This is a genomic window from Fundicoccus culcitae (genome assembly GCF_024661895.1).
In the GTDB taxonomy this organism is placed as follows: Bacteria; Bacillota; Bacilli; order Lactobacillales; family Aerococcaceae; genus Fundicoccus_A; species Fundicoccus_A culcitae.
Window position 1 is genome coordinate 2152305 of the sequence record NZ_CP102453.1, and the last position, 22253, is coordinate 2174557.

The 22253-nt window shown below is 38.9% G+C and carries 26 protein-coding genes; 22 read left to right on the top strand and 4 right to left on the bottom strand.

Going from position 1 to position 22253, the window contains the following annotated elements; genetic code table 11:
* Window position 1: 1 nt before the first annotated feature.
* The 8 genes from NRE15_RS09765 to NRE15_RS09800 all read left to right on the top strand — a co-directional run bounded on the left by NRE15_RS09765 (window position 2) and on the right by NRE15_RS09800 (window position 6651).
* Window positions 2-1264: an MFS transporter gene (locus NRE15_RS09765; protein WP_313792693.1), complete on the top strand. Its 1263-nt coding sequence runs from the start codon at window positions 2-4 to the stop codon at window positions 1262-1264.
* Between the two features lie 444 nt (window positions 1265-1708).
* Window positions 1709-2554: a hypothetical protein gene (locus tag NRE15_RS09770; protein WP_313792694.1), complete on the top strand. Its 846-nt coding sequence runs from the start codon at window positions 1709-1711 to the stop codon at window positions 2552-2554.
* A 17-nt stretch (window positions 2555-2571) separates the two neighbouring features.
* Entirely contained in the window at window positions 2572-3843 is a 1272-nt protein-coding gene (locus NRE15_RS09775; RefSeq protein ID WP_313792695.1) for a UDP-N-acetylglucosamine 1-carboxyvinyltransferase, read from the top strand.
* A gap of 23 nt (window positions 3844-3866) precedes the next feature.
* The gene (gene rho, locus NRE15_RS09780) at window positions 3867-5132 is read left to right on the top strand and encodes a transcription termination factor Rho (RefSeq protein WP_313792696.1); all 1266 of its coding nucleotides are present in this window, start codon (window positions 3867-3869) and stop codon (window positions 5130-5132) included.
* Window positions 5133-5277: 145 nt separating this feature from the next.
* Complete coding sequence (gene ybaK, locus NRE15_RS09785) at window positions 5278-5733, top strand: Cys-tRNA(Pro) deacylase (protein ID WP_313792697.1); 456 nt, start codon at window positions 5278-5280, stop codon at window positions 5731-5733.
* A 23-nt stretch (window positions 5734-5756) separates the two neighbouring features.
* On the top strand, window positions 5757-5978 hold the full coding sequence (locus tag NRE15_RS09790; RefSeq protein ID WP_313792698.1) for a YdbC family protein: 222 nt from the start codon (window positions 5757-5759) through the stop codon (window positions 5976-5978).
* Between the two features lie 2 nt (window positions 5979-5980).
* On the top strand, window positions 5981-6406 hold the full coding sequence (locus NRE15_RS09795) for a GNAT family N-acetyltransferase (protein ID WP_313792699.1): 426 nt from the start codon (window positions 5981-5983) through the stop codon (window positions 6404-6406).
* An 80-nt stretch (window positions 6407-6486) separates the two neighbouring features.
* Window positions 6487-6651, top strand: a complete 165-nt coding sequence (locus tag NRE15_RS09800) for a glycine zipper family protein (RefSeq protein ID WP_313792700.1) — start codon at window positions 6487-6489, stop codon at window positions 6649-6651.
* Window positions 6652-6712: 61 nt separating this feature from the next.
* Here the strand turns inward: NRE15_RS09800 and citG are convergent, their stop codons facing one another.
* The 3 genes from citG to NRE15_RS09815 form a co-directional block, all read right to left on the bottom strand.
* The gene (gene citG / locus NRE15_RS09805) at window positions 6713-7591 is read right to left on the bottom strand and encodes a triphosphoribosyl-dephospho-CoA synthase CitG (RefSeq protein WP_313792701.1); all 879 of its coding nucleotides are present in this window, start codon (window positions 7589-7591) and stop codon (window positions 6713-6715) included.
* Window positions 7584-8216 (bottom strand): GntR family transcriptional regulator, encoded by a 633-nt coding sequence (locus tag NRE15_RS09810; RefSeq protein WP_313792702.1) that lies wholly within the window; start codon window positions 8214-8216, stop codon window positions 7584-7586. Before NRE15_RS09810 ends, citG begins: the two co-directional genes overlap by 8 nt.
* Before the next feature lie 284 nt (window positions 8217-8500).
* Window positions 8501-9844: a CitMHS family transporter gene (locus NRE15_RS09815; protein WP_313792703.1), complete on the bottom strand. Its 1344-nt coding sequence runs from the start codon at window positions 9842-9844 to the stop codon at window positions 8501-8503.
* A 353-nt stretch (window positions 9845-10197) separates the two neighbouring features.
* Between NRE15_RS09815 and NRE15_RS09820 the strand changes: the two genes are divergently transcribed.
* From NRE15_RS09820 to NRE15_RS09875, 12 genes are all read left to right on the top strand, one after another.
* Window positions 10198-10533: a hypothetical protein gene (locus NRE15_RS09820; RefSeq protein WP_313792704.1), complete on the top strand. Its 336-nt coding sequence runs from the start codon at window positions 10198-10200 to the stop codon at window positions 10531-10533.
* Entirely contained in the window at window positions 10534-10944 is a 411-nt protein-coding gene (locus NRE15_RS09825) for a biotin/lipoyl-containing protein (protein WP_313792705.1), read from the top strand.
* A 12-nt stretch (window positions 10945-10956) separates the two neighbouring features.
* On the top strand, window positions 10957-12075 hold the full coding sequence (locus NRE15_RS09830) for a sodium ion-translocating decarboxylase subunit beta (protein WP_313792706.1): 1119 nt from the start codon (window positions 10957-10959) through the stop codon (window positions 12073-12075).
* Window positions 12076-12105: 30 nt separating this feature from the next.
* Window positions 12106-12258 carry an OadG-related small transporter subunit gene (locus NRE15_RS09835; RefSeq protein ID WP_313792707.1) on the top strand — a complete coding sequence of 51 codons (153 nt, stop codon included), beginning with the start codon at window positions 12106-12108 and terminating at the stop codon, window positions 12256-12258.
* Window positions 12245-13255, top strand: a complete 1011-nt coding sequence (gene citC, locus NRE15_RS09840; RefSeq protein ID WP_313792708.1) for a [citrate (pro-3S)-lyase] ligase — start codon at window positions 12245-12247, stop codon at window positions 13253-13255. Before NRE15_RS09835 ends, citC begins: the two co-directional genes overlap by 14 nt.
* Before the next feature lie 14 nt (window positions 13256-13269).
* Window positions 13270-13578, top strand: a complete 309-nt coding sequence (citD, locus tag NRE15_RS09845; protein ID WP_313792709.1) for a citrate lyase acyl carrier protein — start codon at window positions 13270-13272, stop codon at window positions 13576-13578.
* Entirely contained in the window at window positions 13566-14453 is an 888-nt protein-coding gene (gene citE, locus NRE15_RS09850) for a citrate (pro-3S)-lyase subunit beta (RefSeq protein ID WP_313792710.1), read from the top strand. The genes citD and citE overlap by 13 nt, the downstream gene beginning before the upstream one ends.
* 2 nt (window positions 14454-14455) lie before the next feature.
* Window positions 14456-15988, top strand: a complete 1533-nt coding sequence (citF, locus tag NRE15_RS09855) for a citrate lyase subunit alpha (RefSeq protein ID WP_313792711.1) — start codon at window positions 14456-14458, stop codon at window positions 15986-15988.
* Window positions 15981-16520 (top strand): citrate lyase holo-[acyl-carrier protein] synthase, encoded by a 540-nt coding sequence (gene citX, locus NRE15_RS09860; RefSeq protein ID WP_313792712.1) that lies wholly within the window; start codon window positions 15981-15983, stop codon window positions 16518-16520. The genes citF and citX overlap by 8 nt, the downstream gene beginning before the upstream one ends.
* Window positions 16521-16531: 11 nt before the next feature.
* Complete coding sequence (locus NRE15_RS09865) at window positions 16532-17923, top strand: oxaloacetate decarboxylase subunit alpha (protein WP_313792713.1); 1392 nt, start codon at window positions 16532-16534, stop codon at window positions 17921-17923.
* Window positions 17924-18123: 200 nt separating this feature from the next.
* Entirely contained in the window at window positions 18124-18390 is a 267-nt protein-coding gene (locus NRE15_RS09870) for a type B 50S ribosomal protein L31 (RefSeq protein ID WP_313792714.1), read from the top strand.
* A gap of 173 nt (window positions 18391-18563) precedes the next feature.
* Window positions 18564-19319 carry a class I SAM-dependent methyltransferase gene (locus NRE15_RS09875; protein WP_313792715.1) on the top strand — a complete coding sequence of 252 codons (756 nt, stop codon included), beginning with the start codon at window positions 18564-18566 and terminating at the stop codon, window positions 19317-19319.
* A gap of 376 nt (window positions 19320-19695) precedes the next feature.
* Here the strand turns inward: NRE15_RS09875 and NRE15_RS09880 are convergent, their stop codons facing one another.
* Window positions 19696-21144: an FAD/NAD(P)-binding protein gene (locus NRE15_RS09880; protein WP_313792716.1), complete on the bottom strand. Its 1449-nt coding sequence runs from the start codon at window positions 21142-21144 to the stop codon at window positions 19696-19698.
* Window positions 21145-21293: 149 nt separating this feature from the next.
* Between NRE15_RS09880 and NRE15_RS09885 the strand changes: the two genes are divergently transcribed.
* Entirely contained in the window at window positions 21294-21719 is a 426-nt protein-coding gene (locus NRE15_RS09885) for a nucleoside 2-deoxyribosyltransferase (protein WP_313792717.1), read from the top strand.
* Between the two features lie 117 nt (window positions 21720-21836).
* The gene (locus tag NRE15_RS09890; protein ID WP_313792718.1) at window positions 21837-22250 is read left to right on the top strand and encodes a cupin domain-containing protein; all 414 of its coding nucleotides are present in this window, start codon (window positions 21837-21839) and stop codon (window positions 22248-22250) included.
* The last annotated feature ends 3 nt before the right edge of the window (window positions 22251-22253 follow it).

Below are 22253 nucleotides of genomic sequence, written 5' to 3' on the forward strand. Positions count from 1 at the left end.
TATGAAAAATTTGAACAAATCCCAACGCAATGCCCTTATCATGTCAATTGTCGCTTCAGGAACCGATGATTTAAATGTCATGTTTTTAGCTTTTTCAATGTCAACCATCATCACGCAATTAGGTATTACTGATGTGCAAGGTGGTTGGATTGCGACCATTACTAACTTAGGGATGCTCGTTGGCGGACTCTTATTCGGTGTTTTAGCTGACCGCTATAATAAATTCAAAGTATTTAAATGGACCATCCTTGTTTTCTCAATTGCAACAGGTTTAATTTTCTTCACCCCTAATGTGTACTACTTATACCTCATGCGTTTTATCGCCGGTATTGGCGTGGGTGGCGAATACGGCGTTGCCATTTCCATTATGGCAGGCTTAGTACCCTCAGATAAAATGGGACGTATTAGTTCCTTAAATGGGATTGTTGGTCAAATCGGATCAATTACCTCTGCCTTACTTGCCTCAATCATTGCCCCTGTTTTTGGATGGCGTGGACTGTTCTTATTCGGCCTTTTACCCATCGCTTTAGTTATCTGGGCTCGCTATGCCATCGATGACTCAGAGCTACATATCGAAAGCCAAGCCAGCACAGAAACTGGCGAAGCCAAAGGTAAGATTTCGGACTTATTCAAAACACCTAAATTGGCTTATCAAACATTGATGTTAATGGTCATGACGACCGTTCAAATTGCAGGTTACTTTGGTATGATGAATTGGTTGCCAACAATTATGCAACGTAATCTAGGTATCAGTGTCAGTGGTTCATCGCAATGGATGATTGCTACCATCTTAGGTATGTGTTTAGGCATGTTGGTGTTCGGTCAACTGTTAGACCGCTTTGGTCCACGTTTAGTTTATGGTATCTTTTTACTAGCTTCTGCTGTTTCAGTTTACTTATTCACTTACGCTAATAGCGCATGGACGTTGTTAATTGGTGGTGCCATCGTTGGTTTCTTTGTTAATGGGATGTTTGCTGGTTACGGTGCGATGATTACTCGTCTATACCCATACCAAATCTCATCCATTGCTAACAACACCATCTTAAATGTGGGACGTGCAGTAGGAGGCTTTTCATCTGTGGCTATTGGAGCTATTTTAGAAGTCGCTGGCGTTCCGGCTGTTATGCTATTCTTAGCCGGTCTATACCTAATCAGTTTTGTTGCCATGTTGACCATACCAGCCCTTAAAAAAGGAAATTACCAAGGGATTCAACCACACGACAATCCAGCTATTCAAGCTAATTTAGTCAAAGCGTCTGCTTAGTTAGTTTCATCTCAAATAAACGTTAGTAAAATCCGAACGTATAATTATCGCGTTAGTGCCACTCTAGATAATCGGCACGGCTGTGATAAAACGTTCGGATTTTGACGTGTTTGGTAGACACTTACCTTTACTCGCTTGACGGCAGGCTCAAAAACCGTTAGACTAACGAAAGCAATAAGAACACTCCAATCAGCTCGTCTTTGCCTTTGCCCCTATCTTTAACAACTTCATGCCTGTGCTAAGTGCCTTCTGTAGAAAATTCAATCCTAATTTTAGATAATGCAATAAGCATGACATCAGTTAAAGAAGTGATATTTAGTGAAAAAATAATTCGTATCAAGGGTTTTAAATAGGAGATTTTTCAATGTAATTTTTACAGCTAGTATGTTAAACTTATGAGTGAATAACTTATTGTCATGATAGTCTATTGATGAGGTGAAAAGAGTGTCAACAAACACGCCGTCTGAACTAACTATTCAATTGAATCTGATTGAGCATGCCATAAAACATCACCAGTATATTTCCATATATACTTTCTTACAACAAAACTCCCACTGGCAAGATAAAAACACCCTTGATTTAGTCGGATTAGCTCATGCAATTGTCAAAGGTAATCTTTCGGCGATTGAAAAGCTTGCTCCTTTAACCGGCTATCAATTTTTAACCCAACCGTCCTATATAGAACAACGTAGCTATAATTTTTGGCATTATCTAACGATCCAATTAAGTCGGCAAGAATATGCGGATTATTTAAGGGCACTAACCCCGCTGTTAGTGGATATTTATCGGATTATTATCCAGCGGCATTTATTACCGAATTTAAATCACTATATTGAACCGACGACTAAAGTGAAAGAGGACGGGGAGGCATTGTACCGCGGTTTGCAATGGTCGCAAACAGCCATCGAAGCCAAACAAAATATGGTGCATCGTACCTTTCAACACTATTATGGGGACCGCTTTAACTATAGTCATTACATTAGTTCGAGTCATTTATTAAAAATCATTGAATTTAATTCAAAGGATGATCTTTTAATCGAAAAAGCCCATGATATGCGCAATATTGAAAAGTATCTTCGAAACATTGTAGCCCATGAAATTATTTATGTTGATGACGATTGGATTCAGGCACGTGTGGGTCGCAGTCCAGCCAGTATTCACCAACTACTGAAAGATTTATATCATATGGCAGGTTTAAACGATGAAAACCAATGGCAAAGTTTAGCAACATTAGATGATTTATTAACCCAACGATTCAATGAGCGTTATATTGAATTGACAAAAGATTGATACAAGGAGTCTCATTTATGAAAAAGTTAATTGTTCGTGGAAATAAGCCTTTGACAGGTGAAATCACCATTAGTGGAGCCAAAAACAGTACGGTCGCATTAATTCCTGCAGCTATTTTAGCGGATTCGGAAGTCGTCCTTGAAGGGGTGCCAGACATTCAAGATGTCTACTCGCTGATTGAAATTTTGAATGAATTCAATGTCAAAACACATTTTGAAAATAATGTCTTACGGATTGATCCAACCGATATGGTATCTATCCCAATGCCAACAGGCAAAATCCAAAGTTTACGAGCTTCATATTACTTTATGGGGGCTACCTTATCGAAATTTGGTGAAGGGGTCATTGGTTTACCTGGGGGTTGTTTCTTAGGACCACGTCCCATTGATCAACATATCAAAGCCTTCACCGCTCTAGGCGCAGAAATTGAAGATGAATTTGGTGTTATTACTTTAGCGACACCTAATGGCTTAACCGGCACACGTATTTATATGGACGTGGTGTCTGTAGGGGCAACCATCAATACCATTTTAGCGTCCGTTAAAGCTAAAGGTAAGACGACGATTGAAAATGCCGCGCGCGAACCCGAAATTATTGATGTGGTCACCTTACTGAATAAAATGGGGGCCAAAATTCGTGGAGCAGGTACCAATGTGATTCGGGTGGAAGGCGTTGAAGAACTGCATGGGGTAAATCACACGATTATACCGGACCGGATTGAAGCTGGGACATACATTACAGCTGCGGTTGCCATGGGCCAAGGTGTTAAAATAAATAACGTTATTTTTGAACATATTGAAGGCTTTATTGCTAAACTCGATGAGATGGGTGTGAAAATGGATGTGGGCGAAGATAGTGTTTATGTTCACCCATCGGATAACTTAAAGATGGTTAATATCAAAACCTTACCTTATCCTGGTTTTGCAACAGATTTACAACAACCGATAACGCCGCTTTTAGTGCTTGCTCACGGTGAAGGCACGATTATGGATACGATATATCCCCAACGGACCAAACATATTCCCGAATTAAATCGGATGGGAGCCGATATTAAAGTAGACGGCGATATTATTCGTATTACCGGTCCAACTAAATTAACCGGTGCCCAAGTCAAGGCGAGTGATTTACGCGCGGGAGCTTGTCTTGTAATCGCTGGCTTAATCGCTGAAGGCGAAACCGTAATAACCGGTGTAGAAAATATTTTACGGGGTTATGCTAATATTGTAGAAAACTTATCTGCTGTTGGAGCAGATATTGAAATGGTCGAAGACGATCAACCAGAAGAGTAAAAAAAAAGATAGGATGAACAAACATGGCAGATGACTTCTCGCTAGAAACCTTGCTTGCCAAGGAGGTTAAAGAATTATACGCCTATGCGCGTGAATTAGAAATACCTAATTATAGCCAATTAAGCAAGAAAGAATTGGCCTTGGCAGTCATGCGTACCCAAGAAGAAAAACAAGGCTTTTTCCAAGTGGAAGGGGTATTGGATACAAATCCTGGTGAAGGGTTTGGCTTTTTACGCCCAATTAACTATTCACCCAGTCAAGAAGATATTTACATCTCAAATTCACAAATTCGACGCTTTGAATTAAGAAATGGTGATAAAGTTTCAGGTCCCGCGCGTCCTCCAAAAGCCAGTGAACGTTACTACGGGCTAATGCAAATATCAACCGTTAACGGCAAAGATCCAGAAGAAGCTAAACAACGTGATCATTTTCCAAGTTTAACGCCACTGTATCCAGAAGAACAAATTATATTAAGCTATAAACCACAAGCGATTGCCAATCGTATGATTGATCTTATTTCCCCGATAGGTTTTGGTCAAAGGGCGCTTATCGTAGCGCCACCTAAAGCCGGTAAAACAACCATCTTGAAGGAAATCGCCAACGGGATCAGCGCCAACAACCCAGAAGTAGAATTGATTATTCTTTTGATTGATGAACGACCAGAAGAAGTAACCGACATTGAACGCAGTGTTAATGGCGAAGTGGTCTATTCCACCTTTGACCAACAACCGGAAAACCATGTCCGCATTGCAGAATTAGTGCTTGACCGTGCTATGCGTTTAGTGGAAGATGGCCGTGACGTCGTTATCTTAATGGACAGCATTACCCGACTAGCGCGGGCTTACAACTTAGTTGTGAAACCAAGTGGCCGGACGCTGAGTGGGGGTCTTGATCCAGCTGCTTTCTACCTTCCCAAACGATTCTTTGGTGCAGCGCGTAATATTGAAAATGGTGGCTCCTTAACCATTCTAGCAACCGCCTTAGTTGATACAGGTAGCCGGATGGACGATATGATTTATGAAGAATTTAAAGGGACCGGAAACTCAGAGTTGCACTTGTCCCGTAACTTAGCGGAACGCCGCATCTTCCCGGCCATCGATATTCGTCGCTCAGGCACCCGTAAAGAAGAACTTCTATTGGATAGCCAGCAGCTCGACCAAATTTGGAAATTACGCAAAATGATGACGGGCGATTCCTTAGAATATACCGATCAATTCATTCAACTCCTCAAACACACCGATAATAATGAAGACTTTTTAAAACAAATCGAAAAACTTTCAGAAAAATAAATATCGCAAATAATTAATCGGGAAGGTGCTTACTAGGGCTCTGTCTTGATTAATTATTTTTTTATTTAACATGCCAGCAGATGAAGGCAAATTGCTTCACATCGCAGAAAGAATATGCTTATATGATACTAAGGAGTTGTGTAAAATGGCTCAAAAGAAAACCAACGTTATGCGTGTATTAGAACAACATAAAATCCCCTATCAAGCTTATAAATGGGAAGACGCTAAAAAGTTAGCCCTGGAAGCCCCCGTCTATAAAACCCTTGTGACCCAAGGAAAATCCAACGAACATTATGTATTTGTTGTTCCCGTAACCCAAGAACTAGATTTAAAGAAAGCGGCTAAAGCCGTTAATGAAAAAAATATCCACATGATAAAAGAAAAAGAACTGCTGCCATTAACCGGTTATGTCCATGGAGGTTGTTCCCCAATAGGCATGAAAAAAGACTTCGTCACCGTCTTAGATCAATCGGCCAATGAGCATGCGACGATTCTAATTAGTGCGGGTAAAGTCGGCTTCTCGGTCGAAATTAATCCGGCTGATTTAACCCAGTTGGTGCATTGGCAAATAGCAGATATCGCAACGACGGCTGACGAATAATACCCTTAAGAAAGAGGATGACAATGGCTAATATTGAATTTGAAATCAAAGAACACCTCGGTGTGTTATCAGAAAATAATAAGGGATGGACTAAAGAACTCACCTTAACCAGTTGGAATAATCGCCAACCGAGTTTTGATATCCGTTCCTGGGATCCTGACTACCAAAAAATGAGCAAAGGCTTGACCTTTACCCAAGAAGAACTAGTCGCTCTAAGAGATTTATTAAATGAAATGGAGTTATAGGGGTGATAGAGTATTCTTGTGAAAGACCCGTTACGCAAGAGCAGTTGCAGCAATTATACACAAGTGTCGGTTGGACCGTCTATTTGACGTGCCAAACACCGGTACTTACATTATTAAAGCAATCACGACACTATTATATGGCTTGGGATGGTAATCAATTAGTGGGCTTAGTTCGCGTAGTTGGTGATGGCGGTTTTGTAGCTTACATTCAAGATGTCTTAGTCCACCCAACCTATCAAAGACAAGGTATCGGTAGCCAATTAATGCAGTTAATCTTTAAAGAAGTGGCCTATGCTCGCCAAATCATTTTAACAACTGATGAACAAGAAGCTACCGTTGCTTTTTATCAATCGTTAGGTATGCAGACGTATAAAGAACTTGGGGTCGTCGGTTTTCTAATGTTGGCCAATAATGAGCCAACAGCATGATGCGTCAGGCAATCGCAAAACCAATTTAATTCGGATGTTAACGTCATTCAGGCAGGGATATTTATTTGGGAGGGATTGTAATGAGTCAGGATCAAAGACCCAACAAGATCATTAAAGGAGCAGGCGTCGGCGTGGTCTTAGGGGTTATTTTGGGGCTGTTGATGGACGATTTGGCTTTGGGAATCGCTATCGGAGTGGCTATCGGCGCTGCCGGGGGCGTGGGGAGTAGTTTTATAAAAAGCTGAAAAAATCCGAGCGGTTTAATGACAATAATTAAACCGTTCGGATTTTTTGCTTGCTCAACGATTAGACAAATGCGGATTCTAATAAATAAAGAAAGATACCTAAACTTAATGCATCAGCAGCACCGCCTGGACTTAAATGTCGTTCTATTAAGATTTGGTCATAATCATGTACAGCGAGGAGAAATTCTTCCGGATTCAATTTTTCATTAAACAAAGCAAGGGATTCTTGTTTGACAAGCTGCCAAGCCTCCATTCCGCCTCGATAAATAATATTACCATCTTCAATATGCCCCATGGTTAAGACCAGTCCTTTAAGCAGTATATATTCATTAAGCTCACCCGCATAAGATCGAAAGTAAGGTAGTAAAATATTTTTGAGGATGGGATAACCATTCACAGCTTCTCCACGAATACCAGTAATACCATGCTGTAAATAGAGTTTTTCTCCATGTGTATGTTTTTGTTTGTTGTGAACCTCATCAAAGTCTTTCAACAAGTGGTCTTTTGTCATCAATTGAATGATGTTGAATAAGTCATCTGAATGAACGGGTGTCCAATGGGTTAGTTGTTCTCGTTCAACCAAATACCCTATCCCAATTAATAATAAAGCAAAAGAAAAGTTTGCCCCTTTATGTGTATTAATCCCATTGGTAGCATCAAACATTGCTTTTTCAGCTTGAATCCCAATTTCTCTTGACCTAAAAAAAAGCTGGTTGAGATCTGAACAGTGACTTAATTCTTTACCGGCCATATAGTATTGTTTGAAAAAGGGTTGAAAAGATAAAACACTATCGACGAAGGTATAAAAATTCATATCTTGGTGCGATCCATTATTAAATCGATCGACTAATCCAGGCTTAGGTGAAACCGTTACTTCATACATCAAGGCTTTAATGGCTAAACTGGGGATGAGTGAGTCTAAAGATGGGTGATTACTCAATATTTCGTTTCTCCATTTCGCTAATAATAAATTTCAATGAATGGTCAGTATGTTCATGGATTAACATCTTAATTAATTCTGCATCCTTTTTTCGCATACCTTTGAGGATAAGAAAATGTTCTTCTAATGCTTCTTTACTTCGTATCTCATCTCGAATAGAAATTTCTCTAAAATAGACCAAGTAGGCAGAGATTTCATCAATAATCTTTGGCAGGCGTCGCATCTGTGATTTTGCATAAATATAAGCGTTAAAATCCGAAAAATTTGCAATCAAGTCGTTAACATTGGATATGTGTGAAATTTGATTACCATTTTGTAAATGACTCTCAATTTCTTCAAATTCGGCATCAGTCATTAAATTCATGGCACTAGTAAAGGCAAGTGTATCGAGGGCTTTTCTTATTTGAAAAATTTCATAAGCATCTTTAATACTAATACCACGAACAATCATACCCACACCTGGGACGTGTTCGACTAATTGTTCTTTCAGTAATTGGTTTAAGGCAAACCGAATGGGCGTGCGACTGATATTTAATTCTTCAGAGAATATGGATTCATTAATTCGTTCACCCGCAGGAATCTCTCCTAAAATAATTGTGCGTTTAAAAGCTTGGTAGACGGACATATTGATTGTTTGATTTGAATTGACATCTAGGTTTTTTTAACAGCATTTACCATGGATTTCAATTTTTTTTGCCTCCAATCTTATAAAAATGTTTTCGTATGTAACTATATAATATAATAAAACGCTATCATTGTGAATAAAACAAATTCAGTTATAGAGAAATAAAATTGAAAATAAATACCATTGCTACAATCAAAAGCTCAACAGAAAAGGAACCAACATACAACGATGTCAGTCCCTTAAGAATCTACTGTAATTTGTGACATTAATGAAAATATATCGATTTATTGCGGAATATATAATGGAATATATCCAAGGGCTAGAGCCGTTCCAACAAAGATAATAAAGACACCGACTAACCATTTAGCGGATTCTTTTTGCCACTCACCCATATCTAAGTCTAATAATCTTAATAGCAAGTAGATGAAAGCAACCAATGGACTAAGTAAGTGGAACGCTTGACCCATTAATGATGCCAATGCTAATTGCATGTTGGTAAAGCCGTAAGTATAACCAACTTCAGCTAAAGGCGGTAAGATACCAAAGTAGAAACCATCATTCGAGATAAAGAATGTACCAGGTACAGAAATAAGAGCCACAACCAAGCCCCAGAATCCACCAAGTGCTTCAGGAACAATGGTAATAAAGCTTTGTGCCATTGCGTCAGCCATACCAGACCCTTGGAATAATCCCATGAACACACCGGCAGCAAAGACTAAAATAACAACAGATACAGCATCACCAGCATTTTCACTGATACGTTTACCTTGATCTTTTAAATCGGGATAATTGACAAGTAAGGCAATTGTTGTACCAACAAGGAATAAAACAAATGGTGGTTGATAAATTGCTTCAATAAATGATCCAGCAATCAACCATCCAACAAGACCAACCGTTAAGATAACATTGAAAAGCCATTTTTCAGGACGACGAATAGCTTGAACTTCAGGATCGGTTATTACCGTTAATTGAGCCATCTCTTCATCAGTCATATTAACAATACCTAAACGATTGCGTTCTTTACGTCCCATAAATGGAGCAACAATAAAGATAACATATAGAATAGATAAAACCATTCCTGGTGCTAAATAACTTAATATATCGGCTTCAACTCCAAGAACAGCCATCGCCCGTGCAGTGGGTCCACCCCAAGGCAGTAAGTTCATGATGGTATTTTGCATAATGATAAGAACACCAAGGTTCATAATTTTCATATTAAGTTTTTTGTAAATAGGTAAGAATGCTGAAACACAAATGAGCGTAGTGGTTGTACCATCACCATTCAATGAAACCGTCGCAGCTACTACTGCAGTCGCAATAAGCACTTTTAGAGGATCCCCTTTTGCAAATTGGATCATCTTAGCCGTAATGGGATCAAAAAGCCCTGCATCCAACATAATGGCAAAAAATAGAATAGCAAATAACAACATCAATCCGGTATTAGATGTTTTGCCAATACCTTCCATAATCCATGTACCAATTGAACCTTCATTAGCAACCCCGATTAATTTAGCGATTAAAGCAAAAACGAGTGGAACTAATACAAGTGATGAAAAAGGTGTCATCTTTTTAGTTAAGATAACGTACATAAAGACAACAATCATTGCCCAAGATAAAAATGTTAACATATTAATTTCTCCCTCTCATATGGAATTTGTGTTTACAAAGTCCTTTTATTAGCAGATAAAAAAGATGAAAGAAATATACGCAATGTGCACATAATCAGTATACGCTTACAGTATAGTAAAATTTTATTGAGATTTATAGTAGGAAAAATCAAAAGAACAGCAAAAAAACAGTATAGATTTTTTTTCTAATAAATATCGCATGCATAAGGATTTTAATCCTACGCTAGCTATTTATGAGATGGGTTATGAGTGTAAGCGGATATAATAAAAACAGAGAAAAAACAATGGCTAGATATATTTTGTTTTATAATGACGACAGCAGATAAAAAAGATTAATAAGGGAGGCGATTGAAGTGAGTTTCATACAACGAATTAAAAATTTATTTTCTTCTGATGCTAAAAAGATGGATACTAAGTCACCAGAAAATACCTTTTTTTCAGTTGATGATGATAGCTATTCCGTTTTACCAGAATATATTGCGGTGGATCCAGAGAATAATCAGTTAGTTTCGACTGTTGCGAGTGTTATTGCAGCCGGGGATCAAAATGAGTCAGTATTCAAAATAACTGATATAAAGGTAAAAAATCCTGAATTTACTAAAGTGGCAGTAATTGTAGCCAGTATGGTAGCGACTGATTTTGAAGAGAGCAGTTGGAAAATAGTAAATATAAAAAAGCGAGGGAACTAAATGTTAAGGAAATTCAAAATTAAAATTGATGGTCAGGAGTATTTGGTAGAAATGGAGGAGATTGGTGGCACACCACAAAAAGCCATCACACCAGCTACTGATCAAACAATACCTATAGCTCAAGCTCCTGCCTCTGCTCCTACTCAACCGGAAGCTCAACCGACACCTGTTGTTCAAGAAGCCTCTGTTGCAGCTGGAGAAGATGCTTTAACAGCACCAATGCCGGGTACGATTTTACAGGTTTTTGTTGAAGTAGGCCAACAGGTTCAAGAAAATGAAAAAATATTAATCTTAGAAGCCATGAAAATGGAAAACGAAATTGTTGCAACTAAATCAGGTGTTATTGTAGGGATCTACGTTTCAAAAGGTAGTACAGTGGAGCCTGGTGCACCATTAGTAACGATTAAGTAGAGAGGGACGATTATGGACTTATTAATTCAGGGTATTACATCAATTACTTTCCCACAAATTATAATGATGGTCATTGGTGGAATCTTAATGTATTTAGGTATCAAAAAAGAATATGAGCCGACACTTTTAATTCCAATGGGATTTGGCACAATATTGGTGAACTTTCCTATGTCAGGTGTTATCACTCAAGTTATCAATGGTGTAGAGCAAGAAGGGATGTTCGACCTACTTTTCAATGCAGGTATTAGTAACGAATTATTCCCCTTACTATTATTCATTGGTATTGGGGCGATGATTGATTTTGGACCTTTATTACAAAATCCAGCCATGTTATTTTTTGGAGCTGCTGCTCAATTTGGTATTTTCTTTGCTTTAATTCTAGCTGTTTTATTCGGTTTTGATCTCAATGAAGCGGCATCCATTGGTATTATCGGTGCTGCTGATGGACCAACATCCATCTTTGTTGCCAACCAATTAGCACCCCACTTATTAGGGCCGATTACGGTTGCGGCCTACTCTTATATGGCACTAGTGCCGATTATTCAACCGGCTGCGATTAAGCTAGTCACGACTGAAGCTGATCGTAAAATCCGTATGACATACAAGGCAGAATCTGTGTCTAAAACAACACGTATTTTGTTCCCTATTATTATTACCGTAGTAGCCAGTTTAATTGCTCCTTCAGCTGCTCCTTTAGTAGGGTCACTAATGTACGGGAATATTTTAAGAGAATCAGGTGTCGTCGATCGTTTATCTGATACGGCACAAAATGCTTTAGTGAATTTGATTAGTATTATCTTAGGGTTAGCTATCTCGGTAAAAATGGAAGCAAGTCTCTTTTTAAATATGCAAACTTTATTAATCATCTTATTTGGCTTAGTCGCCTTTATCATGGATACTATTGGTGGGGTCTTATTTGCTAAGTTCCTAAACTTATTCTTGAAGAATAAAATTAATCCAATGGTTGGTGGAGCAGGGATCTCAGCCTTCCCAATGTCAAGTCGTGTTGTCCAACGTTTAGCAACAGAAGCAGATCCTCAAAACTTTGTGCTTAATTATTCCGTGAGTGCGAATGTTTCTGGACAAATCGCATCAGTGGTAGCTGGTGGATTGATTTTAAGCTTCTTCTAGTCAAAGTGAATTCATTAGAGAGGTGTATATATGTTTTCAACAGAATTTTTACCGGAAGCATTGCGAATGACAGTCGTAGGTATGGGTGGGATATTTATTGCAATGGGGATTATTTATGTTGCATCCCTAGCGCTTTTAAAATTCTTCCCAGAAGATAAAAATAAAACCAATGGCAATAATTAAACGCATTTGGGTTAATCAAGAGCCCACTCAAAAAAGACAATGGTCAGAATTATTAGAGCAAGCTAATTTGAGTTCAGACTTACATTTAGACTATATTATAGGTGTCTACGATGAGGAAACGCAGGCATTACTTGCTACCGGTGGCTTTGATGGGAATATTATCCAAGGCATCGCTATTGCTAAAGAAGCACAATCGAATCAGCTATTAAATACGGTCATTACGGAATTAATGCAAGAAATGCAGTACCGTGGGATTCAAAAAACGTTTGTCTATACTAAGCCAAGAAATACTAAGTTTTTTAAAGCATTGGGTTTTGCTGAACTGGTTTCTACAGATGAGGTGGTATTTCTGGAAACAGGATTACCCTCATTTGAAACCTATATTCAACAGATAAATAAAGGACAATCCACAAGCAATAATAGTGCTATTGTGATGAACGCAAATCCATTTACCAAAGGGCATCAATTTTTAGTCGATTATGCAGCTGAACATTCAGACCATGTATACGTTTTTGTTTTATCTGAGGACCGTTCAACGTTTAGTACAAAGGATCGAATGGCGATGGTTAAGTTAGGTACGAGTCATCTTTCTAATGTAACAGTTGTACCAACTGGAGACTATATGGTATCGCAAGCCACTTTCCCAACGTATTTCTTAAAAGATAAAGGAATTTTAGAAGCAGAAAAAGTTAAAATACAAGCGGAGATTGATGCAAAACTGTTTAAAGAGCGCATCGCTCCAGCTCTAGGTATCACGATCCGATATGTGGGCGAAGAACCTTTTTCCGAGTTGACCGATATTTATAATGAGATGATGGAGCTTACTTTTAAAGAGGCACTCCAATTAAAGATCATTCCTCGTCATACGATAGGTAATGATATTATTAGTGCCACCAAAGTAAGAAAAGCAATTGAGATACATGATTTTGAAACCGCAAGCAAATACTTGCCTAACACATCAATCAATTATCTAAAAGGGATAAACAAAATTCCATAGAGAGGAGAATTTTAATGAATATTACGCGAACAGCATCAGCTGGAACAGTAGAATCATGTGATATTATGGTTACCATCGAGCCTAATAGGGATAATGGTATCCAAATTGACTTACAGAGTAGCGTAGAAAAACAATTCGGTGAACAAATCAAAGAGGTGTTAGTTAAAACACTAGAAAAATTAGATGTAAATAATGTCAATGTCTTGGCGGTTGACCAAGGTGCCTTAGATTGTACTATTGAAGCGCGTACGGTTGTGGCCGTCTATCGTGCAGCGGATAAAAAGGAATTTGACTGGAAGGAGTTGAACTCATGGAGCGTTTAAGAAGAACGATGATGTTTGTTCCTGGAGCGAATCCAGCCATGTTACGTGATGCCATTTTGTATGGGGCAGATGCTGTGATGTTTGATTTAGAAGATGCCGTTTCTATCAATGAAAAAGATTCAGCGCGTTTTCTAGTCCATAAAGCGTTAAAAACGCTGGATTACAGTAAAGTTGAAACGGTTGTTCGTATTAATGCATTAGCGGATGGCGGTGACCAAGATATTGAAGCGGTTGTAACCGCTGGGGTCGACGTTGTACGTTTACCTAAAACTGAAACCGCACAAGATATTATTGATGTAGCTACTGTTATTACGGACGTGGAAGAAAAGTATGGTATTGAAGTAGGTAGAACAAAAATGATGGCAGCCATTGAATCTGCAACGGGGGTCTTAAATGCACGTGAAATTGCCCATGCATCTGATCGTCTAATTGGGATTGCTCTTGGAGCAGAAGATTACGTGACAAATATGAAAACAAAACGGAGTCCTGAGGGTACGGAATTATTCTTTGCACGTAGTTTTATTTTACATGCTGCGCGTGATGCAGGTATCGCAGCGATTGATACCGTTTATTCAGATGTGAATAATGATGAAGGCTTTAAAGCAGAAGTTCGCTTAATCAAACAATTAGGCTTCGATGGAAAATCAGTGATTAATCCACGTCAAATTCCATTAGTTAACGAGATTTACGCACCAACGGCAGCAGAAATTCAAAATGCCAAAGAAACGATATGGGCTATCCGTGAAGCAGAAGAAAAAGGTTCTGGGGTTGTTTCATTACGAGGAAAGATGATTGATAAACCAATTGTTGAACGTGCCCAACGTGTTTTAGCTATTGCAAGAGCCACACAATTAATCGATGAGGAGGAAATTTAATCATGGTTAAAAATAGAGTAAACAGAGAAATTCCTGAAGAATTTGCAGAGAAATACAATGTTTACGCTGGCGAAACAGCAAACATTAAAGAATACAAAGAATCCTCTCGAACGATTAGTCCAGTAAAACCAGGGGAGACAAAATTATTAGCGAGTTTACAAGAAGCTATTGAAAAAGTGGGGTTAAAAGATGGAATGACTATTTCATTTCATCATCATTTCCGTGAAGGCGACTATGTTTTAAATATGGTGATGGATGTCATTGCTGAAATGGGTTTTAAAAATATATCTATTGCCCCTAGCTCCATTGCTAATGTTCATGCACCTTTAATTGACCATATAAAAAATGGTGTCGTTACTAATATTACGTCAAGTGGTTTACGCGATGAATTAGGCGCAGCAATTTCATCAGGAATTATGGAAAATCCGGTCGTTATTCGTTCACATGGTGGTCGTGCGCGGGCTATTGTTGCGGGAGATATCAAAATTGACGTGGCTTTCTTAGGCGTACCAAGTTCGGATGAATATGGCAATGCGAATGGAGTTAAAGGTAAAGCTGTCTGCGGATCGTTAGGCTATGCTAAAGTGGATGCAAAATATGCTGATAAAGTTGTATTAATAACAGATTCTCTACAAAAATATCCCAATACACCTATCAGTATCCCTCAAACAGATGTCGATTATGTTGTTGAAGTAGACGCTATCGGCGATCCAAGCGGTATTGCTAAAGGTGCGACGCGTTTTACATCTAATCCTAAAGAATTATTGATTGCAGAATATGCCAATAAAGTGATTACTGCATCTCCTTACTATAAAACGGGTATGTCATTCCAAACAGGAACGGGTGGTGCTTCCCTGGCTGTATCTCGCTTCTTAAAAGAATCAATGATTAAAGATAATGTTGTTGCTGGTTTTGCATTAGGTGGAATTACAAACCAGATGGTTGAGTTGCTAGAAGAAGGTTTAGTCGAAAAATTATTAGATGTACAGGATTTCGATGCCCCTTCTGGTGTATCGTTAGGTAGTAATGAACACCATTATGAAATTGATGCAAACTTTTATGCTTCTGCCTCCAATAAAGGATCAGCAATTAACCAATTAAATATCTGTATTTTATCTGCTTTAGAGATTGATACAAACTTTAATGTTAATGTTATGACAGGTTCTGATGGTGTTATTCGAGGTGCAGCTGGTGGACATCCAGACACTGCCATGGCTTCAGATATGACCATGATTATCTCTCCTTTAATACGTGGAAGAATCCCAACAATTGTTGATGAAGTAAATACCGTTATCACGCCTGGGGACAGTGTTGATGTGGTGGTTACTGAAGTCGGTATTGCAATTAATCCTAAAAGGGAAGATTTATTAGAAGCTTTTAAATCTTTGAAGATTCCTCAATTTACTATTGAAGAATTAAAAGAAAAAGCTTATGCAGTGGTAGGTAATCCCAAACCCATCGTTTACGGTGATAAAGTAGTTGCCTTAATCGAATACCGCGATGGCACCTTAATTGATGTTGTTAAAAATGTTTAATGATATTTTTTTAGGTGAAACAGTTACGCTAATCGATATGCTAAATGCTCGCGATGAACGTTATGCCAAACAAAATAGTTTGTTGTCTCAGTATCCAGGCTGTTCTTTGTTAGTTGTCACTATGAATATTCCCGGAGATATTAAAAATTCCCAGAAAATTTCAGAAGTATTCAAATCAGCGATCGAAATAATTGATCAAGAACTTGTAGGTGCAAGCCTTAAGCATAAAAGTTCACTTCAGCAACATACAGGCAATGAAGCCTATTATGTACTGGATATACCAGCCGTTGATTTGAAGCGATTAATGATCGCTATTGAAGAGCAGCATCCACAAGGACGACTTTTTGATTTAGATGTTTTATTTGTGGATGAAGATACTGGTGCAGTTGCTAAAATTAGTCGGGCTGATTATAATCTAATGCCCCGCCAGTGTTTTGTTTGCGATAAAAATGCCAAAGAATGTGCTCGCTCTAGAGCGCATTCAATCCAAGAAATGAAAGTTGCGGTTGCTAATTTAATGGCAAAACAATAAAGGGTGATAATTTGAAAGAAGTTAGATTTGTAGAAACAGTATTACGCGACGGCCAACAAAGTCAAATCGCTACAAGAATGCCTATGGAAGATATGTTGCCTATTTTAGAAGAAATGGATAAAGCAGGTTACTATGCAATGGAAGTTTGGGGTGGCGCAACGTTTGATGCATGCTTACGTTTCTTAAATGAAGATCCATGGGAACGTCTACGTACGATACGAAAACATGTAAAAAATACGAAATTATCCATGTTATTACGGGGGCAAAATATACTTGGTTATCGTAATTATGCCGATGATATTGTCGAACGTTTTGTAACCAAAGCCATTGAGAACGGGATTGATATTGTAAGAATCTTCGATGCGCTAAATGATACACGGAATCTAAAGACAGCTTTAAAGGCTGTTAAGGCTGCTGGTGGGCACGCTCAACTTGCTGTATCTTATACAACAAGTCCAGTGCACACATTAGATTATTATGTAGCTTTAGTGAAAGAAATGGAAGCTTTAGGTGCAGACTCCATTTGTATTAAAGATATGGCAGGTGTATTAACACCAACCCTAGCCTTTAATTTAGTCAGTCAAATAAAAGCCAATTCGGATTTGCCCTTAGAAATACATACGCATGCTACGAGTGGTAATGCAGAGATGGCCTACATGAAAGCCGTAGAAGCCGGTGCTGATATCATTGATACAGCAATCTCTTCATTTTCTGGTGGTACAAGTCAACCAGCAACTGAAACCATGCAATTTGCCTTAGAAGAAGCAGGTTATACTACTGGTTTAGACGCAACCGTAATTGAAAAAATAGCACTTCATTTCAATACTGTTCGTGATAAATTCCGTCAAGAGGGTTTATTGAATCCAAAAGTGAAAGATACTGAGCCGAAAGCTTTGATTTATCAAGTTCCAGGGGGAATGCTGTCTAATTTACTAAGCCAACTGAAAGAACAAGGCAATGAAAGCCGTTATGACGAAGTCTTAGCAGAAGTACCAAAGGTACGTGCTGACTTAGGTTATCCACCTTTAGTTACGCCTTTGTCACAAATGGTCGGAACGCAAGCCTTGATGAACGTTGTTTCGGGTGAGCGCTATAAACTTGTACCTAAAGAAATTAAAGATTATATCAAAGGTTTATATGGTCGACCACCTGCTGAAATAAATCCAGACATTCAACGTTTAATTATTGGAGATGAAGCCGTCTATAACGGACGTCCTGCTGATAATATTGCTCCAGCTTACGAAGAAGCAGCTGAAAAGATTAAAAAATATGCGCATTCAGAAGAAGATGTTTTAAGTTACGCACTCTTTCCAGATCAAGCGATGGACTTCTTGGGTCGTCGTGAAGATCCATTTTATGACGTGCCAATACAAATGGTGAATGTCGTTATTGATGTTAAATAGACAGCTAAGGAAGAAAAGTCAATCTTGATTGTTGACGATAAGCCTTTATATTGTAATTAAACCAATAAATATCGCAGAGATATTTATAAAAATTTCTTTGCATTATTCGGGCGCTCGTGGTATCATCTTATTGTTGCACAATTGTGCATTGAAAAACTGTAGGTTAGCAGATAGCTTACGGCAGAAAAGGAGAAGACAATATGAAAGCAGACATCCATCCAAAATACCAACCAGTTGTCTTTATGGATACTACGACAGGTTATCAATTTCTTTCAGGATCAACTCGCAGCTCGCAAGAAACTGTTGAGTGGGAAGACGGTAATACTTACCCATTAATCCGTATGGAAATTTCATCTGATTCACATCCATTTTACACTGGACGTCAAAAATTCACGCAAGCCGATGGTCGAGTAGACCGCTTTAATAAAAAGTATGGCTTTGCTAATAAAACTGAAGACGCAGAATAATCGTTGAAATACAGTGATCAATAAGCATTTAGGGGGTTTGCCATCTGAGATGGTAGACCTTTTTTTCTGTGTTTGAAGGCCAAAATGTCTAAGCGTAATTAATCAAAAAATATGGTAGAATGAGAAGCAAAGAGCCATATGAAAATGATAAATACATATCCTTGGAGGACGAGATGGACTATACGAAAATTAATGCGAAGACAATTGATCAATGGGTAGAAGAAGGCTGGCAATGGGGGATTCCGCTGAGTCATGAGGCGTTTGTTGCAGCTAAAGAGGGTGACTGGGAAATGTTGTTAACACCAACTAAGCCAGTACCTAAAGCATGGTATCCTGATTTGAAGGGCAAGAAAGTGTTAGGTTTAGCCTCAGGAGGCGGGCAACAAATGCCGATATTTACAGCTTTAGGGGCAGAATGTACGGTCCTTGATTATTCTAGCAAACAGATTGAAAGTGAAAAGCTAGTTGCTGAACGCGAAGGGTATACGATTGAATTGTTGCAAGCGGATATGACGCAACCTTTGCCTTTTGCTGATGGGACATTTGATATGATTTTTCACCCTGTTTCCAATGTTTATATTGAAGATGTGTTGCCTGTTTGGATGGAGTGTTATCGTGTATTGAAACCTAGTGGACGCTTGTTGGCAGGTTTAGATAACGGCTTTAACTTTCTTTTTGACGAAGGTGATGAAAGTACGATTAAGTATGCCTTACCGTTTAATCCATTAAAGAATCCGGAACATTTAGAAGCCTTGGAAAAAAGTAACTCCGGTGTGCAGTTTTCGCATACCATAGAAGAACAAATCCGTGGTCAACTCCAAGCTGGATTTCGATTGCTAGATGTGTACGAAGATACCAATGGCGAAGGCTTTCTGCATGAACAAGGTGTCCCAACTTTTTGGGCTACTTTGGCAGTGAAAGAAGCTTAGATTGCAAATAAAAAGTTTAAAACGCCTCTGCAGCGGCTTAATTTAGGTTAAGCTACGGCAGAGGCGTTTGATTTGTATGCGGGAAGTGAGCGGAAAGTTAAAAAGCTAATCGGTCACCAAATACCTAATTTCATGACCGAATAGCTTAATTTGTAGTTTATTTAATGGTCTCACATTTCCCGCTTAGGTTCACGCACACAAGAAGCGACATTTCCTGTGTGCGCCTGGGCTCGCGCTCACAACAACAGCCCGAATATGTGTGCGCTCCCCATCGCGCTCACAACAACAGCCCGAATATGTGTGCGCTAGTGCAGCGTAAGTGAGAAATGACGGTTTTTCACTTGCCACTCACAAAAATTTGCCAAGCCAAGCCACATTACCCCTCACTAATCCCCGCAATAAAAGCATCTGCGACGCGTTCAGCTTGCTTAATACACAAGTGAATGTTGTTGTTACCATAATGGATTTTAGAAATCCAATGGCCTAACATATATACATTGGGTAACACACCAAAGCGGCTTGAAACAATTTGGCAATGAGGCCAAGTGACCATCGCGCCCCCACGGAAATAAGGGGTCAGAATCTCACGGTTGTAAAGATTCTTTATTAAAGGATCAAAATCTAAGGCTTTACGAATATCAAATTGAAAACCGGTACAGTTGATTAAATAATCGGCTTCGTAACGACCACCATTACTGGTTTTTAAGACAAAGCCATTATTTTCACTCATAATAGCCTCTAAATTTGTCACAATTTCCAAGCGGCCATTATCTAAATTTTCCAACACAACCTGCAAGGATTCCACGGGAATTTGACTTCTAAAATGATTGAAAATACGTTCATATTTATTATGATAACGATCGCGGTCCATTGGCGTTAAAGCATTATATAAATCCGATAAGTAGATGGTCATCATCACAATATAACGACGCAACTTGCCTAAAGATTCATCACGGCGCTCAATAGCTAGACGAATTTCATCGATTGATCCCGTCCCATATAATTCCAATAACTGCCAAATATCAATACCGTTCGTAGCTAAATCACTTAAGAAGGTATCCACCATTGTCTGAAGACCAATGAAACCATCCGCATCTGCTTGCTCGCGAATCCATTCATCCGAAAAAGACAGGTGGATGTCCCCTTGATAACGCGTAAACTTCACGGTTTTAAAAGGGGTGGTATCATTTGTATACAGTCGTAAAGGTTGTTTTAAATCATATGTTTTTAATAAATACTTCGTGACATCCAAAGCAGTTAAACCTGTTCCAATTATCCCGATTGGACGATTGGCATCAAGCTCGGATAATTTCTCCTCAAGCGGCACCGGGTGATTAATATAATTCGGCGTCCCCTCTAATTCATAATAATCCGCATAGGGTGGGTGGCCAATCGTGAAAAAGATAGCATCATACCCCTCGTACCATTGCCCCGCTTCATCCTGAAGCCTTTTAGTATCGTAATCAACGATTGCCACTTGATGCTTAACGACCTTGTCCGATTCTAAAAACCGAACTAATCGATCAAATAAATACCCCCCGTAATACTCACGCGGAACAAAGGCATCGTTTGTTGCGTAGTCTGCATGATTTTCACGTAACCAATCAAGAAAATCGTCAGGTTTTTCTGGAATAATACTTAAATCTTGCGCATGTTCGTTCATAATCGCTTCTTTTGTATCTTTAGTGTACGGTGCCCCTACGATAAAATCCCCTGTTTTATCAAATAAATCGATCGTCAGATCGTGCTGAATTTCATCTTGGCTTAAAAGTTTGCGAATAATCGTAAGCCCACTGATACCACCGCCAACAACGGCTACCTTCATAAGACTATCTCCATTTCATAATCATTCTAAATAGCTTTTACTTATATACCTATTATAGAGTTTAAAAGGCAAAATTGAAACAGGGATATTTATTTTATTTGGTTGGGTTTTTTATTCATGATACAATAATGTCGAAAAAGGAGGCTATCATGAAAATTTATTTTGCTGCATCGATACGTGGGGGTAGACAGGACGCTGATTTGTACCGTCAATTGATTGCTTATTTGAAGGCCAACCATCAAGTGCTAACCGAACACATTGGGGACAATCGGATAACTACTGCGGGGGAAACCGAATTAACTGACCAAGAAATACGCGATCGGGATATTGCGTGGATTATTGAAAGTGATGTGGTCATTGCGGAAACGACTTCGCCCTCTTTAGGTGTCGGATATGAATTGGCTTATGCAGAGTTTTTGCAAAAGCCAGTAATTATTTTGCATCGCAAAGATGTCAATCACTTGTCGGCTATGATAGCGGGGACAGAATATTTCGATAAAATTTTCTATTATGTTGATTTTGAGGAAGCAAGGCAGATTTTGGACCAACAACTGAAGACGTTGGGGAATGACTAAGGAAGAACTTATGTGGTGTACTATTCCCAATCGGAATAGATACATGCGAAATAGGTATTGGACGCATGAAAAGCTTGAGCGTAAAATAGAGTTAGGAAAAAAATAGGAGGAAAACAGATGGCAAAACATGAAGAATTAAAAGATGGCACTCTATTTCCAGTTGGCGAAAAGAATGAAGCCTATGCACAATATTTCATCGGTCAAAGTTATTTAGCAACCTTGGTGAATGATCCGGATGTCAGTGTAGGTGTTTCAAATGTGACTTTTGAACCAGGTTGTCGTAATAATTGGCATATCCACCACGATGGTTTCCAATTGCTCCTAGTCACTGGCGGCGAAGGTTGGTACCAAGAAGAAGGCAAAGATGCGCAATTCTTGACGGCTGGCAACGTTGTTGTTATCAAAGAAGGGATTAACCACTGGCATGGTGCTGCTGAAGATAGCTGGTTTGATCACTTAGCTATTTCTACAGGAACAACAGAATGGTTGGATCCTGTTACTGACGAACACTATAACCAATTAAAGAAATAAGAA

What these genes read in the sequence shown, in the direction of transcription:
- NRE15_RS09765 (WP_313792693.1), top strand. Translation starts at nt 2, where the DNA reads ATGAAAAATTTGAACAAATCCCAACGCAATGCCCTTATCATGTCAATT.
- NRE15_RS09775 (WP_313792695.1), top strand. Translation starts at nt 2,572, where the DNA reads ATGAAAAAGTTAATTGTTCGTGGAAATAAGCCTTTGACAGGTGAAATC.
- rho (WP_313792696.1), top strand. Translation starts at nt 3,867, where the DNA reads ATGGCAGATGACTTCTCGCTAGAAACCTTGCTTGCCAAGGAGGTTAAA.
- ybaK (WP_313792697.1), top strand. Translation starts at nt 5,278, where the DNA reads ATGGCTCAAAAGAAAACCAACGTTATGCGTGTATTAGAACAACATAAA.
- NRE15_RS09790 (WP_313792698.1), top strand. Translation starts at nt 5,757, where the DNA reads ATGGCTAATATTGAATTTGAAATCAAAGAACACCTCGGTGTGTTATCA.
- NRE15_RS09800 (WP_313792700.1), top strand. Translation starts at nt 6,487, where the DNA reads ATGAGTCAGGATCAAAGACCCAACAAGATCATTAAAGGAGCAGGCGTC.
- NRE15_RS09810 (WP_313792702.1), bottom strand. Translation starts at nt 8,216, where the DNA reads ATGTCCGTCTACCAAGCTTTTAAACGCACAATTATTTTAGGAGAGATT.
- NRE15_RS09815 (WP_313792703.1), bottom strand. Translation starts at nt 9,844, where the DNA reads ATGTTAACATTTTTATCTTGGGCAATGATTGTTGTCTTTATGTACGTT.
- NRE15_RS09825 (WP_313792705.1), top strand. Translation starts at nt 10,534, where the DNA reads ATGTTAAGGAAATTCAAAATTAAAATTGATGGTCAGGAGTATTTGGTA.
- NRE15_RS09830 (WP_313792706.1), top strand. Translation starts at nt 10,957, where the DNA reads ATGGACTTATTAATTCAGGGTATTACATCAATTACTTTCCCACAAATT.
- NRE15_RS09835 (WP_313792707.1), top strand. Translation starts at nt 12,106, where the DNA reads ATGTTTTCAACAGAATTTTTACCGGAAGCATTGCGAATGACAGTCGTA.
- citC (WP_313792708.1), top strand. Translation starts at nt 12,245, where the DNA reads ATGGCAATAATTAAACGCATTTGGGTTAATCAAGAGCCCACTCAAAAA.
- citD (WP_313792709.1), top strand. Translation starts at nt 13,270, where the DNA reads ATGAATATTACGCGAACAGCATCAGCTGGAACAGTAGAATCATGTGAT.
- citE (WP_313792710.1), top strand. Translation starts at nt 13,566, where the DNA reads ATGGAGCGTTTAAGAAGAACGATGATGTTTGTTCCTGGAGCGAATCCA.
- citF (WP_313792711.1), top strand. Translation starts at nt 14,456, where the DNA reads ATGGTTAAAAATAGAGTAAACAGAGAAATTCCTGAAGAATTTGCAGAG.
- citX (WP_313792712.1), top strand. Translation starts at nt 15,981, where the DNA reads ATGTTTAATGATATTTTTTTAGGTGAAACAGTTACGCTAATCGATATG.
- NRE15_RS09870 (WP_313792714.1), top strand. Translation starts at nt 18,124, where the DNA reads ATGAAAGCAGACATCCATCCAAAATACCAACCAGTTGTCTTTATGGAT.
- NRE15_RS09875 (WP_313792715.1), top strand. Translation starts at nt 18,564, where the DNA reads ATGGACTATACGAAAATTAATGCGAAGACAATTGATCAATGGGTAGAA.
- NRE15_RS09880 (WP_313792716.1), bottom strand. Translation starts at nt 21,144, where the DNA reads ATGAAGGTAGCCGTTGTTGGCGGTGGTATCAGTGGGCTTACGATTATT.
- NRE15_RS09885 (WP_313792717.1), top strand. Translation starts at nt 21,294, where the DNA reads ATGAAAATTTATTTTGCTGCATCGATACGTGGGGGTAGACAGGACGCT.
- NRE15_RS09890 (WP_313792718.1), top strand. Translation starts at nt 21,837, where the DNA reads ATGGCAAAACATGAAGAATTAAAAGATGGCACTCTATTTCCAGTTGGC.